The following is a 13,420-nucleotide window of genomic DNA, read 5'->3' as shown; positions in this document are numbered from 1 at the left end:
TCTGACACACTTCCCTTGTACTTGGACTTCAACGCGGCTCAGCGGGTCGTGTCCGAGGAATCGCAGACGTCCAAGTCGGGCTCGGGCGTCACGGCTGTCACTTCCACTGGTGCAAAGATTCGTTCGGACTTCATTGAGAATCGTCGCCAGCTGCACTTGCCGGCGTACCGACGCATTTCCTTTGGCACGTACTTCAACGCCTTCCCCGCGAGCTACTGGCGAGCTCACACCGATGTCACGAGTGTGCGGCTTACGGTTGCCGTTGATGCCCCGGCTACTGTTGTGATTCTTCGGTCCACCGCGAGGGGCACCTCGAACCGGGTGGAAAGCATCAGCGTAGACGCTGGACGGCCGGTTGATGTTGTTCTGCCGCTGGCCAACTTCGGCGATGGCGGCTGGTACTGGTTTGACCTCGTGGCTTCCTCTGAACAGGTCAAGCTCCTCGGTGCCGAATGGTCCGTAAGGAAGCCTGAAGGATTCGAGGCAGGCACCGCCACAGTCGCGGTAACTACCTTTAACCGCCCGGATTTCTGCGTCAAGCACCTTTCGACATTTGCCGATTCTCCTGAACTCCTGGATGTCATGGACCGGCTCCTGATCACCGACCAGGGTACGCAGAAGGTACGCGACCAGGATGGTTTTGATGAGGCTGCCGCGCGACTCGGGGATAAGTTCGCACTGATTGAGCAGGGCAACCTCGGTGGTTCGGGCGGTTTTGCCCGCGGCATGCACGAGACGGTTGAAGATGGCCGGAGCAAATACGTGCTGCTGTTGGACGATGACGTGATCATCGAAACAGAGGGCGTGCTGCGCGCTATCAACTTCGCTGACTTCACGCGTAAGCCGTCGATCGTCGGCGGTCACATGTTCAACCTGTATGAACGCTCGGTGATGCACAGCTTCGGCGAAGAAGTCAACGAGTACAAGTTCCAATGGGGCGCGGTCGAAAGCACCAAAGAAGCCCATGATTTTTCGGCGAGCAACCTTCGCACGACGCCGTGGATGCATCGCCGGATCGATGTGGACTTCAACGGCTGGTGGATGTGCTTGATTCCGACCAGTGTTCTGCGCGACATCGGACTCTCTCTTCCCGTGTTCATCAAGTGGGACGACGCCGAATACGGCATTCGTGCCCGCCGCCACGGCTACCCGACAGTCACCCTCCCGGGCGCCGCTGTCTGGCATATGCCGTGGACCGAAAAGGATGACACGATCGACTGGCAGGCCTACTTCCACCAGCGAAACCGCTGGCTTGCCGCCCTGGTCTACTCGCCCTACAAAAAGGGCGGATTCCTGCCGCGCCAAAGCTTCATGGTTGATGTCAAGCACCTGTTGTCGATGCAGTACTCGGCGGTCGAGCTTCGCTTGGATGCCCTGGAGGACCTGCTCAAGGGACCTTCCCACTTGCACCAGACAATTCGGACCAAACTCCCTGAAATTCGTGCGCGACGTGCAGACTTCGATGACGCACGTATCACGAAGGAAGTAGCAGCCTTCCCGCAAGTAAAGCGCGTGAAGCCGCCGAAGCGCGGAAAGAAGCCATCTTCGCCGAAGTCTATTTTCGCTGCCCTTGCGACCGCTGCCTCCGCAGGGGTTCGTCAGGTACAAAGCGTAAGGCCGGGAGCCCTGGAGCACCCGGAGGCCCTCGTTCCGGCAATGGATGCCCGTTGGTGGCGACTGTCGCAGCTGGACTCGGCAATCGTCTCTTCCGCTGATGGAACCGGTGCATCCTGGTACAAGCGCCATCCTGAGCATTTCCGCAATATGATGGCCCGCAGCATCAAGCTCCACCAGCAGCTTCTCCAGGACTGGGAAAAACTTTCCGAGGAATATTCCCGGAGCCTGCCCGAGTTCACGTCGCAGCAGGCGTGGCGCGAGACTTTCGACGCGGTGACCACTACGACTCCGCAGGAAAAGGCCAACGGGTGACAACTGCGAGTGACTTCAGTGAGACCGCCCCGCTCGTCCGCCCGGGCGTGGGGGGCGGACTCGCCGACGTGTTCAGACAGCGCTTCCTGCTCAAACTCCTTGTTCGGAAAGAATTGCAGATCCGCTACAAGGGGTCGGTTCTTGGGCTGCTTTGGTCCTACGTAAAGCCGGGCGTTCAGTTCCTCGTCTTCTACATTGCCTTGGGCGTTTTCCTGGGACTTGAGAAGAGCGCTCGAAATCCGGATGGACTGGCAAACTACGCCGTCTACTTGTTCTCCGGAATCGTTCTGATCAACTTTTTCACCGAGGCGCTCAGCAACGCGGCCCGTTCCATAGTGGGCAACGGCGGTCTGATCAAGAAGATCTACTTGCCGCGCGAGCTTTTCCCCGTCGCCTCAGTGTGGGTTTCGGCCGTCCATTTCATTCCGCAGTTGATTGTCCTGGTTGTCGCCTGTGTCTTCGCCGGATGGCACCCGAGCCTGCTGCAGCTTGTGGCGGCCATCGCGGGTTTCGTGATCGTGGCCATGTTGGCTACCGGTTTGGGACTCCTCTTTGGCTCTGCGAATGTCTATTTCCGGGACTCCGAGAACATCGTGGACATGCTGCTGATGGTCGCGACCTGGACCTCTCCCATCATGTACTCCTGGACCATGGTGCAGAGCAAACTCGGCGCGAGCTGGTACGCCGTCTACCAAGTCAATCCCATTACCATCGGCGTCGAAGCGTTTCATTACGCCTTCTGGCTTCCAACCACCGATGAAACCGCCCCCATGCCGCCAAATCTTTTGCCCCTTTGGGTTCCTGTGGGAATCGTGGTTTCCCTTGCAGTTCTCGTTCTCGGCCAGTGGGTCTTCCGCCGGCTTGAGGGCCGATTCGCGCAGGAGCTGTGACGATGTCTGTTGCTATTGAAGTCCAGAAGCTAAATAAGCAGTTCGTGCTGAGGCATACGCGCTCCCTCAAGGAGGCCATTGTCTGGCTTGTCACCGGTCGCAAGGGTGATATCTCGAAGAAGTTCCATGCCCTTCACAACGTCGATCTTGAAATCCAACAAGGCGAGACGGTCGCGCTGCTGGGCTTGAACGGGTCCGGCAAGTCCACGCTGCTCAAGCATATTTCAGGGGTCATGTTGCCTGATAGCGGTTCAGTGCGGACGCGTGGCAGAGTCGCAGGCCTTATTGAGGTAGGCGCGGGGTTCCATCATGACTTGTCGGGCAGGGAAAACGTTTACCTGAACGGCGCGATCCTGGGAATGACGGAAGCCCAGATCGACGAACAATTCGACTCCATCGTGGAATTTTCCGAGATCGGCGAGTTCATCGATACGGAAGTCAGATTCTATTCGTCTGGCATGTACCTCCGTCTGGCATTCTCAGTCGCCGTTCACACGGATCCCGAGGTATTCCTCGTGGACGAGATCCTGGCCGTCGGAGACGAGCCGTTTCAGCGTAAGTGCCTCGCCCGGATCAAGGAGCTTTCCGCGGCAGGCAAGACCCTCGTCGTCGTCAGTCACGACCTTGAACTTGTTTCCCGTATTTGTGATCGCGGTGTGGTTCTCAAGCACGGAAACATTGTTTTTGACGGAGCCATCGACGCCGCAGTGGCCCAGCTTCGCAGCCAAGTCTAAACAGCGCGTTGTAGACCAACGAGTGAGACGCCCCGCTTTTGGCGGGGCGTCTTCACGCCTTTAAGAGGCGCTGGATCTTAGGTTGATGCCGGCCAGTCGGAGCCGACGCCGCGCCAAGCGCGGTCGATGCGTTCCAAGGTAGCGGCCGGGAGTGGGCCTCGGCTGGCGGCTGAGACGTTCCTTCGCAGGTGGTCCAGCTTGGCCGTGCCGGCAATTGCCGTGTGGACACCAGGGGCGTACACCGTGAAGCGCAAGGCGAGTTCGGCCCAATCAAGTTCGCCTGGATCAAGGTCGAGCAACTGAAGCCGTTGCCAATAGAGATCCGCATAGTGCCCGGTCGGTCGCTCGCGGAACCGCCACGGCGCGTTCGCGATCGGGCGCTTGGCGATCACTCCCGGTCCGGGATAGTCGCTGAGCAAGTTTCTGAGATTCCACTGGTCGGCGATGTTGACGCTGGTTTCGACAGCACCGAACCGCCCGGACTCCAGTGCGAATGCGAGCGGCTCATTGTCTCCGCTGTAGCCGGCGACGCCGATCTTGCCAGCCGCGACGGCTTCGTCCAGCGTCTCTTGCAGCTCACCGCGTCGCAGAATCTCAACCGGGCAGGAGTGCAGGAAAAAGATGTCGATTCGTTCAGACCGGGTCAAACGCAAAGACCGTTCGATACTCGCAAGCACGCTGCCCGAGGACCAATCCGGTTCGCCGTTGATCCCATGGCCCCCTTTGGTTGACAACACAAACTCGTTCCGACGTCGGCCGAGGTGCCTCCCGATACGCTCTTCGCTCAAGCCATAACTGTTGGCGGTATCGATCAACGTAACGCCAAGATCCAGAGCTCCGTTAAGCACTTCGGAGGCTTCGGCCTCGGTGACATCACTCTCGCCGATCTGGCCGGCTCCGAGCCCCACGATGGAGACGTTCAAATCGGTACTACCGAATGGCCTTCGCTCCAGCATTCTTGCACTCCTGCTCTCGTAACAGCCCGAACCTTTGAATGGTCAAATTAGCCGCAAGCAGTCACCTTGAACAGCTTCGCTTCACCGACCTGCGCGAGAAGCTGGAAGCCCGGAGTTGTGTTTTCGATCAGGAGTCCCTTGAATCCGTGATCGCCTCCATGGACCTCTTTGGTCCCGAAATTCAACGCATAGCCAACGCCGGCAGTATGGACTGCATTGCACACCTCGGGGTCGCTCGCGGCGTCCTTGAGTCGGTCGTTGAGCATGAGGACTGAGGGAGTGTACGCAGCGAGTGTGTGCTTGGATGTCGTGTTGCGATCGGCCAGCGCAAAGGCCATTGCGGCCCCTGTCCACGGATTCGCGGCGATTGTTGCGTTTTGTGGAACGTAATTATCCAGCTCGTCAATGAGAGTCATCTCGTCCCTGCTCACCAAGGGGGCATCCGGGGCCGTCGAGTAGATGTTGTGAGCCGAAGCAATTTCGCCACCGAGCGGAAGCGTTTGAAGCGGGAGAAACAACGCAAGGAGACCCGCAGGGATCACCAGAGCACTGACTGTTTTAGGACGGCTCTGTGATCCGAACCACCTCCGTCCGCGCTCCCACCCTGAGAGCCAGCTGAGTTGGATTCTTCTGATCAACCAGGCCAAACCGATGGCTGCAAAGGGAACGGCAACTGTTGGCAGCAACGCCGCCAGCCGGTAACTGTCGTTGTACCAGACACCGGTAAGTGCGTTCCGGAACCATTGGTCTGTTCCTGCGGAGACCACGACGAACAATACGGCAGAGACGAGAAACGACCCCACGAACCACAAGTTGTGCCGACTCCGCGCCACAACTGCTAGTCCCAGAAGCATCAACGCGCTTACTGCCCAGGCCGGGGCATGGTGCATAGGTGAATTCGTCACGATTTCACCAACGGCTTGGCCGGCACTTTGGACGGGCGCCCAGGTGGCGGTTTCGGCCGGCGGTCGAATATATTTCCACATCACCACGATGGTGACGAGGGCAAGCACCAAAGCTGCACCAAGGATGACTACTCGGCCATAGCCGGCGCCTTGGTTTTTCCGGCGAACCCAGTAGCAAACGTAGCTCGCGAGAAGGATCGGGGCCGAGAGGGCGATCAACGACATCATGCCGTTGGGGTGCGCGATCGCGAGGCCCAACGCAAGGATTGGTGCCAAAGAGAAGCGGGCGATCACTGGGATTCCATCGATGTTACCGACCGCGAAGAAGACCGCCACGCTAGCCAAGGCGGCGGGGAGCATGCTTAAGGCAAGGAAATTTGGGTAAAGCACACCAAAGTCCAAAAGCAACAGCGGGAACGCGCTGAAGCCGGCGGCGAGGATGCCTGCAGCGGCAACGACGTAGGCGCTGGGACGGGCAATTGCCCGTGTGAGGAACATGCAGCCGAGAGGCCAGACAACCGCAGCAATGCAAATGTTCAGGATGTTTGCCGCAACGCTGATTGGTGCGCCGGTAATTTGGACCACGAGGGATGCGAGATCGTGCCAAGCCGCCGGGTAAAACGATGGCGGGTTGTCGCCGCTGGTCATGGTAGCTATGGACAGTGACGATCCATTGCCAGTGTTCAGAATGTAGCGAATGGCGTTCAGATGGAAGACGTTGTCAAAAGTCTGGGAAATGTTATCGGGTCGGTCGAATGCATCGACCAGTTGTATCCCGATAGACACACCACCGATCAAGAATCCGATTACCGCCGCGTATGTACCCGCTTTGGGACGCTCGAATCGCCAGCGAGATCGCATGGCGAGTTTGTCTCGCGTGAGATAGCTTGCTCCGTACAGGACAACGGCCAAGACCAAGGCCGCGACGACGACAGGCCCTAGGGACCAAGAGAGTCGCAGGAAGGGGAGGACAATGGCCGTGCAGGCGGCAGCACAGACACTGAGCGCTGGTGCCACGGCAAGGAAGGTCAAGCCCCGGAGGCCCAATGCCGCTGCGATCAAGCTTCCGGGTACAAAGAGGACTGCCAAACTGGCAAGAAATACTGGAAGCGTTGAATACCAACTCAATTGGACTCCACCTATTACTAAGGATGTGCGACGGTCGGCAAAATGGAAGCCTAACCGTCGAGAAGACCGAGCAAGTACTGACCGTAGCCGCTCTTGACCAGGGGCTCGGCCCGCTGCCTGAGTTCGTCATCCGTGAGGAAGCCTTGGCGCCAAGCGATTTCCTCAGGCGCGCCGATCTTGAGTCCCTGACGGTTCTCTACCGTGCGGATGAAGTTGGAAGCGTCGTTGAGGTCGTTGAATGTCCCGGTATCCAGCCACGCAGTGCCGCGGGGAAGGATTTCGACGTGAAGCTTCTCCTGCTCGAGGTAAGCGCGGTTCACATCCGTGATTTCCAGCTCGCCTCGTGCTGACGGCTGCAGATTCTTGGCGATGTCGACGACGTCGTTGTCGTAGAAGTACAGGCCTGGAACAGCGTAGTGGGATTTCGGCTTTTCAGGCTTCTCCTCAAGGGATATGGCCTTACCGGAGTCGTCGAATTCCACGACACCGTACGCTTTCGGGTCGCTGACCCAGTAACCGAAGACTGCGCCGCCGTCGATGTTGGCGTGCCGGCGCAACTGTGTCCCCATGCCTTGGCCGTAGAAGATGTTGTCACCGAGGACGAGAGCCACGGTGTCGTTTCCAATATGTTCCGCGCCAAGGATGAATGCTTGGGCAAGCCCATCGGGGGACGGCTGCTCAACGTAGCTGAGGTTTATGCCGAACTGGGAGCCATCTCCGAGGAGTCGTCGGAATTGCTCCGCGTCGTGTGGCGTGGTGATGATGAGGATGTCGCGGATGCCAGCCAGAATGAGCGTCGACAGGGGATAGTAGATCATCGGCTTGTCATACACAGGGACGAGCTGTTTGCTGATGCCGTGTGTGATCGGGTGAAGCCGGGATCCAGTTCCGCCGGCAAGGATAATTCCACGCATGGGCTCAATACTTCCGTACGCCGGGCCGCTCAGCAAACCAGCTTCGCTCAGTCCGAGACGAATTCGAGGTAGGCGGCAGCTTGGATTGACTGTTTTGACCCGACCGGAAGCCATTCGCCAGGGGCTGGTGCGGGTGCATTCGGTCAGATTCTGAAGGATAGCTGCAGTCCGGCGCAGATCTCACGCAGCTTTCGCGGAGACTGGGTCAGCTCATGTAGTCCGAACGAAGGGCCTTGATCGACGGTTTGATCAGGAGTAACAGCACTATGGCTTCGCTTGCTGCCATGCCGAAGGCTATGCCATCAACCGATTTCAGAGTTCCGAACACCACCATTGTGCTGACCCCCGCCAGAGCGGCCGCCACGGTCACTCCAAAAACGAGCGAGGCGCGCCCCGCTGGAATGAGCACGTTTCTCTGGAGCGGAGCGGCAATACACAAGAAGCACAAGGCCAAGCCGTAGAAAACACTGGTGACTTGGCCCGCGGCCAATGCCGGGCCGAACATAATCGACGAAACCAACGGGCCAAAGACCGCGAGGAGCGCTCCGCCAACTACGCCGAGCAAGACGTGTGCCCCAATTGCGGCGAGCTGCCGCCGTCGTCCTTGTTCACCGTCGAACTCCAGCGCCCAACCCTGAAATGCATTGGCAAGGACGACCACGGGAAACAGGGCATAGCGGTACAACTGGTCGGCGGAAGCAAAATTGCTTGCCCCTGGTCCAGAGACTGTGGCTGTTGCAATGGGGACCGGGGTGGAGCCGTAAGCGTTGCCCGCAAGATTGACGCCCGCAGCGGCGGCCTGGGACCTCAGGATGCAGAGCATGTCGCCGAGCTTCCAAACGATTTTCGGAGCCTTTCCCCGTGACCCCGGCGCGAGGTGGAGGAAAATACGCATCGTGACGACGGTTGCGATGATCTGCATTGCCGCGTAGAGCCAGATCTGTCCGGTTATGAGAAGCAGCGGAATTGAAATCAGCGATGCGACCACCCGAGGGATAGTGTCGACAATCCCTAGTAGCCGGGGATTGCCGATGCCGATGAAATACCACGCCGGGGACAAGCCACCCGATGCGGCCGATAGTGCGATCAGGATTGCGTCAAACCTATGCGCGGGGGCCGAAATCAGGTAGACCAGCGCGGCCGCGACCGGCATAACCACGATGCAGAGGAGCAACCGTGTGCCGATGCTCTCTCCGTATATTCGGAGTCGAACCTGAACGTCCCCGGACCTGGCGATCCGGACGGGGCCTTCGATGTTCCACCCGAAGAGGATGACGGTTGAAGCGAAAATACCGATTGCCAGTCCGCTGCCAATGCTGGACCACCCTAGCGGTCCAGCAATGCGGGCAATGATGGGCATGACGAATATCGGCACAACGGCAGACAGAAGAGGAAAGCCAGCGAAGCCCGCCAGACGTGTTAGGACTGTTCTCATTACTATCGGGGCTGCTCGCCGTGGCCAGCCAGCCTCGAAACCTCCTCGACATCGGTAATTCGAATCCCCGTACACTCTCCGGACGATCCAACCTCCTAAGTCTAGGGGGGTCGCCCGGCTGCTATCATCACTGGGTGAACGACAAACCCCAAGCGCTGCCGTCCTTCGGAACAATCGTCCTCGCGGCGTACAAACCGGATCCCGCGCTGTTCGAGCGTCAGCTGTTGTCGATTAGCAAGCAGACACATGCGAACTTTGAATGCGTCATCACGGCAGACGGCGATCCCGAGGGAGTGTCGAGGCTGGTTCGTTCGATTTTGCCCGGTGATGATCGGTTTCGCGTTGCTGGCTTTGGTGATCGGCTGGGGTTCTACGGAAATTTTGAACGTGGCCTGACCTTGGTCCCGCCTTCCGCGGACTGGGTCGCGCTGTCCGACCAGGATGACTATTGGTATCCAGAGAAACTTGAACGTCTTCTGCCGCACCTGGAGAGCGCCGTTTTGGTGACAGGTCAGGCAAGAGTGGTGACCGATTCGGGTCGAGTGGTCGCTGAGTCGACGATGCGGCGGCGGACCGATATTTGTGACCTTTTGGTTCAAAACCAAGTGACCGGCGGATTGTGCGTCTTTCGGCGCGATCTGCTTGAGGTGATTCTTCCTTTCCCACGCCTCTCGACCCTGACCCAGAATCATGATCATTGGATCGGTGTTGCCGCCGCCGCCTTGGATGACTATGTGATCGTTGACGACATTGTGCAGGACTACGTCCAGCACGCAGCCAACGTGATTGGTGAGGCCACAGAGTCGTTCAACCCGCTGAGATCCCTGCGTCGTGCGAGAGAACTTGCCCTTAGATTCGAGAATTCCGCTTCGGTACCCTCGGTGGCGGTCATGGTGGCCAATATGACCTTCGGGTGGAAGGCGCTCATGCTGGGGACGCTCGAAAAGCGGATGCCCGAGCGCACCCATAGTCTCGAGGCTGCCTCGAAGACGTTCAACGGCCCTTGGGCAGGCTTTCGGATTGTCGCGCTGTTGTGGCGTGGCGTCATTGGTTCACGAACCGATCTGGGACCGGCCCTCACACACTTGATAGGGCTCTTTGGCAGGCGGCAGGCAACCCGGCGGTTGACTGCAGCCGAGTCTTGAGCGCCAGTCGAGCTTTAGTCGCAGACGATCAGCCGGAAATGCGCGATATTTCGTCGTGCCTGCTACCGCCGGGGGCTTAGGCTGCTCGCGATGGCAGCATCAGCCTTGCCCAGATGGCCTTTGAATGCGTCTCGAATTCCACGGCGCCACGAAATGGCGTAGGCGCGACGGTCCGGGCCGAATGCAAGCCGTACCAAGTTGCTCTCGACTTCCATCCAAAGCCGTTGGAACATCCAGCCCGGGTTGTCTCGCCAGTAGCGTCGGGCAATGACGAGTGAATTTCTGGTGATGTAGTAGACCCGCAGAGGTGTGTGGTAAGTCAGGGCCAAGGGGCGACCGCGGAAATGGATCCTTCGTTTGAGAATCGTCACTTCACGAGGGTGTCCCAGCTCGTGGACGAGATTGCATCCAGGATCGGCCGGAAGACGGTATCCCAATCTGCGCAGTCGGGCATTGAAATCTGTATCCACCCCGTCGATGAACAAGTCTTCGTCCAAGTCGCCTGCCATGCGGAAGACGGCCGCAGGGATGAGGCAGCCGGACTGCATCGGATCAAATGCTTCGACGAAGTCGCCTTCACTCCTGAGGAGTTTGACGGGGAAACCGTTGTGCTTGCCAGGCGCAACCAATCCAACGTTGACACCCTGTTCCGCCAGCAAGGCGTAGGTTGAGAGCGCGTTCTCAACATAGCCGTCGGTGAGGTCGGAATCTTGGTCCAAGGTCAATATCCATGCATTCGGATCGATTGCGAGTCCGGCGGATACACCGGTATTCAGGGCGGCGGCGATCCCTCGGTTTTCATCATGGTGCAGAACTAGCGCCCCGGCATCCCGGAGTTCCTGCCAGATTTCACGGTTGCCGAAAGTGGAACCGTCGTCTACGACGACGACCCGGGTTACGTGCTTGGAGTGGTTCCTGACCCTGTCGATCAGGGCAATGGATGGGTTGAACGCAGATACAACGGCAACGACGGCCGGGATCCTGTCGGTAATGTTCATTTGGAGCTGTGCGCCAATCGGAGTAGACGGTGGTTACGGCCGGGCGACTGTTGCCGACACTGGCGCACGACGGGTGCTGGACGCCCGCTTGGTTGCCGTGAGCACATTGCGCAGAAAAGCCACGCGCGCACCCAAGATTTTGCGGAAGCTTCGGATCCCGGTAGGAGTGAGGTTACCTCCGTGCAGCCGATGAAGGATGGTATCCGTTTCCAGGTACAGAATGGAGCGGTTGACGATACCGACGAGGGCGATCCACTGATCGTGCGATTCAGTCATGTGGCTCGGGAACGGAAGGACCTGTTCGAGCATGGAACGACGAAAGGCCATCGCACATCCCCAGTGAAGGCGATAGCCCACCACAACCCCGAGGATGTTCCGGAAAGTGTGACCTGAATCCCGGGCCCGGAGACGGATCTCGTGGAAACGGCCCAGATCTCCTTCGATGTGCTGGCAGTTGCTCACAACCATGCCCTTGCTTTGCAGAGCGCCAATCATGATCCCGACTCGTCCTGGAATCCAAATGTCATCCTGGTCCGAGAGGAAAACGTACTCTCCGCGGGCCTCTGACAACGCCCGCTCAAATGTCTTGACGTAGCCGGCGTTCGATTCGGCGCGAATCAGCCGGATGCGGGAGTCCTCGATATCAGCCACCAATTGGGCTGTTCCGTCGGTGGAACAGTCATCAACCACAATGAGTTCGTCGTCCGGGGCTAGTTCGGACAATATGGAGTCGATTTGCTCCGCGATGTGTCGCGACCCGTTGTAGGCGGCCATGCACACGCTGACGCGAGGAACGGCTCCGGATGAGGCATACATGAACGGGAGTCACTTTCTCTTTCCCGCAAGAAGATATGAGCAGAGCGGGGGCTTGGCCAAACTTCCATCATCCTACCAAGCGATGCAACTGCCGCAGGTCCCGACCATTGGGCACCTATATAATCGAGGGAATACAGCCAGAGGTTTCTCGAACCGCATGTAATTTGCCCTCAACGCCTCGCCCGAAACTGGCTGAACCCACCGGAAGGAACAACAGGTCCATGACCGTTGACGTTATGTTGCCCTACTACGGGGACGTCGACCAGATGAAACTGGCGGCCCAGAGTGTCTTGAACCAGCAGTACCAGGACTGGAGGCTGATCGTTATCGACGATGGCTACCCGGACCCGGAACCCCGGCGCTGGTTCTCGGAGATCACCGACTCCAGGGTCACCTATATGCGCAACGAGGAAAACCTCGGCGCCAACGGAAACTACCGTAAGGCCCTGGGGCTCGTTGAGGCCCCTTATGTGGTGATCATGGGTGCCGACGACATCATGTTGCCGAACTATCTCGGCGTCGTTGTGAGCGCTTTCGAGGAGTATCCGAAGGCCGACGTCGTTCAGCCCGGAGTGCAGGTCATAGACGAGAAGGGCATTGCCTGCACGCCTCTCGTTGACGCAGTGAAGAAAGTGTACGCACCGAAAACGAGCGAGCGGATCGAGCTCAAGGGCGAGGCCATGGCCACGAGCCTGGTCCGTGCCGATTGGGCCTATTTCCCTTCCTTGGCCTGGAAGTCGGAAACAGTCACACGCATCGGCTTCACCGAGGGCTTGGACGTTGTCCAGGATCTTGCGCTGCTGCTGGACATCGCAGCAGAGCATGGCTCCATGGTCATCGATCCAGTACTCGCGTTTCTTTACAGGCGCCATTCGGCTTCGGATTCTTCGGTGCGCGCGCTCGACGGCCGGCGCTTCGATGAAGAGCGGCACTTTTTTGAGAGCCAGGCTGAGCGCTTCGCGGCTCTCGGTTGGAAGAAGGCTGCCCGTGCGGCGAGCTTCCACACAACATCGCGACTGAATGCAGCCACACTGATCCTGAAGTCAGTCGGTAAGGGAAAGTTCGACTCCCTTCCCCGGCTGGCCAAGCACATCGTCGGCTAGCGGACGATGGAAACAGAAGAGGGCGCCTCCCAGGAGGCGCCCTCTTCTGTTTCCATCAATTGTTCTGAGAGTCCGGGGGAGTTTCAACCTTATTGTCGAGTGTCTCCGGGTCTCCAGAAGCCGTCTGCTTAGCCTGGATCGCCTTGAATTCCGCCCGCAAGATTGCGAGTTCCTCGGCCAGGATCCGCACTTCGTCTTCAGCTGTGGATTGTTCACGTGACAAGTGAAGGCAAACACCGACGAGCAGAATCAGCGTCATGATGAAGAGCAGATTCGCCGGGATCTGGATGCCCAACAGCTTGCTTGCCCCTGACAGCAATTGCGGGAAGGCCGAAAGTACCAGCGTTCCGATGCCGACGATGATCCAGAGGACGGCGTACTTCTCCCGCAGTTTTTGGCGCCGCAGCATCTCGAACACGTAAATAAGGATCGCCACCACGACGATCGCGCCCATGAGGAGTGCCATG

12 protein-coding genes are annotated in these 13,420 nt (G+C 58.7%); 5 read left to right on the top strand and 7 right to left on the bottom strand.

What is annotated here, in order from left to right; genetic code table 11:
- The first annotated feature begins 21 nt into the window (after positions 1–21).
- From OIT41_RS13710 to OIT41_RS13700, 3 genes are read left to right on the top strand one after another with little or no spacing between them, the layout of a single operon-like run.
- On the top strand, positions 22–1,929 hold the full coding sequence (locus OIT41_RS13710; RefSeq protein WP_264636615.1) for a glycosyltransferase: 1,908 nt from the start codon (positions 22–24) through the stop codon (positions 1,927–1,929).
- Positions 1,926–2,819: an ABC transporter permease gene (locus OIT41_RS13705; RefSeq protein WP_078108397.1), complete on the top strand. Its 894-nt coding sequence runs from the start codon at positions 1,926–1,928 to the stop codon at positions 2,817–2,819. Before OIT41_RS13710 ends, OIT41_RS13705 begins: the two co-directional genes overlap by 4 nt.
- Positions 2,820–2,821: 2 nt before the next feature.
- Entirely contained in the window at positions 2,822–3,553 is a 732-nt protein-coding gene (locus OIT41_RS13700) for an ABC transporter ATP-binding protein (RefSeq protein ID WP_241709229.1), read from the top strand.
- A gap of 77 nt (positions 3,554–3,630) precedes the next feature.
- Here OIT41_RS13700 and OIT41_RS13695 read toward each other — a convergent pair whose 3' ends face one another.
- The 4 genes from OIT41_RS13695 to OIT41_RS13680 all read right to left on the bottom strand — a co-directional run bounded on the left by OIT41_RS13695 (position 3,631) and on the right by OIT41_RS13680 (position 8,609).
- Positions 3,631–4,509: an aldo/keto reductase gene (locus tag OIT41_RS13695; RefSeq protein ID WP_241709231.1), complete on the bottom strand. Its 879-nt coding sequence runs from the start codon at positions 4,507–4,509 to the stop codon at positions 3,631–3,633.
- Positions 4,510–4,556: 47 nt separating this feature from the next.
- Positions 4,557–6,446, bottom strand: coding sequence for a DUF6541 family protein (locus OIT41_RS13690; RefSeq protein ID WP_264636614.1), 1,890 nt, complete (start codon positions 6,444–6,446; stop codon positions 4,557–4,559).
- 146 nt (positions 6,447–6,592) lie between these two features.
- Entirely contained in the window at positions 6,593–7,456 is an 864-nt protein-coding gene (rfbA, locus tag OIT41_RS13685) for a glucose-1-phosphate thymidylyltransferase RfbA (protein WP_078108401.1), read from the bottom strand.
- Positions 7,457–7,661: 205 nt separating this feature from the next.
- Complete coding sequence (locus OIT41_RS13680) at positions 7,662–8,609, bottom strand: polysaccharide biosynthesis protein (protein WP_264636613.1); 948 nt, start codon at positions 8,607–8,609, stop codon at positions 7,662–7,664.
- A 416-nt stretch (positions 8,610–9,025) separates the two neighbouring features.
- On the opposite strand from OIT41_RS13680, the gene OIT41_RS13675 reads away from it, so the two are divergent.
- Complete coding sequence (locus OIT41_RS13675) at positions 9,026–10,036, top strand: glycosyltransferase (protein WP_241709236.1); 1,011 nt, start codon at positions 9,026–9,028, stop codon at positions 10,034–10,036.
- A gap of 62 nt (positions 10,037–10,098) precedes the next feature.
- Here OIT41_RS13675 and OIT41_RS13670 read toward each other — a convergent pair whose 3' ends face one another.
- Both OIT41_RS13670 and OIT41_RS13665 read right to left on the bottom strand, forming a co-directional pair.
- Entirely contained in the window at positions 10,099–11,034 is a 936-nt protein-coding gene (locus tag OIT41_RS13670) for a glycosyltransferase (protein WP_241709237.1), read from the bottom strand.
- Between the two features lie 33 nt (positions 11,035–11,067).
- Positions 11,068–11,850, bottom strand: a complete 783-nt coding sequence (locus OIT41_RS13665; RefSeq protein WP_241709238.1) for a glycosyltransferase — start codon at positions 11,848–11,850, stop codon at positions 11,068–11,070.
- 221 nt (positions 11,851–12,071) lie between these two features.
- Here OIT41_RS13665 and OIT41_RS13660 point away from each other — a divergent pair, with 221 nt between their 5' ends.
- Positions 12,072–12,953 (top strand): glycosyltransferase family 2 protein, encoded by an 882-nt coding sequence (locus tag OIT41_RS13660; protein ID WP_078108406.1) that lies wholly within the window; start codon positions 12,072–12,074, stop codon positions 12,951–12,953.
- A gap of 55 nt (positions 12,954–13,008) precedes the next feature.
- Here OIT41_RS13660 and OIT41_RS13655 read toward each other — a convergent pair whose 3' ends face one another.
- On the bottom strand, positions 13,009–13,419 hold the full coding sequence (locus OIT41_RS13655) for a DUF2304 domain-containing protein (protein ID WP_241709239.1): 411 nt from the start codon (positions 13,417–13,419) through the stop codon (positions 13,009–13,011).
- Position 13,420: the final 1 nt, after the last annotated feature.

It is taken from the genome of Arthrobacter sp. YA7-1 (assembly GCF_025960325.1).
GTDB lineage: Bacteria > Actinomycetota > Actinomycetes > Actinomycetales > Micrococcaceae > Arthrobacter > Arthrobacter bambusae_A.
This window is presented reverse-complemented; position numbering and strand designations above follow the sequence as displayed.

Coding starts and splice junctions, on each gene's coding strand:
- OIT41_RS13700 (WP_241709229.1), top strand. CDS start 2,822: ATGTCTGTTGCTATTGAAGTCCAGAAGCTAAATAAGCAGTTCGTGCTG.
- OIT41_RS13695 (WP_241709231.1), bottom strand. CDS start 4,509: ATGCTGGAGCGAAGGCCATTCGGTAGTACCGATTTGAACGTCTCCATC.
- rfbA (WP_078108401.1), bottom strand. CDS start 7,456: ATGCGTGGAATTATCCTTGCCGGCGGAACTGGATCCCGGCTTCACCCG.
- OIT41_RS13680 (WP_264636613.1), bottom strand. CDS start 8,609: ATGCCGGTCGCGGCCGCGCTGGTCTACCTGATTTCGGCCCCCGCGCAT.
- OIT41_RS13670 (WP_241709237.1), bottom strand. CDS start 11,034: ATGAACATTACCGACAGGATCCCGGCCGTCGTTGCCGTTGTATCTGCG.
- OIT41_RS13665 (WP_241709238.1), bottom strand. CDS start 11,850: ATGTATGCCTCATCCGGAGCCGTTCCTCGCGTCAGCGTGTGCATGGCC.
- OIT41_RS13660 (WP_078108406.1), top strand. CDS start 12,072: ATGACCGTTGACGTTATGTTGCCCTACTACGGGGACGTCGACCAGATG.
- OIT41_RS13655 (WP_241709239.1), bottom strand. CDS start 13,419: ATGGCACTCCTCATGGGCGCGATCGTCGTGGTGGCGATCCTTATTTAC.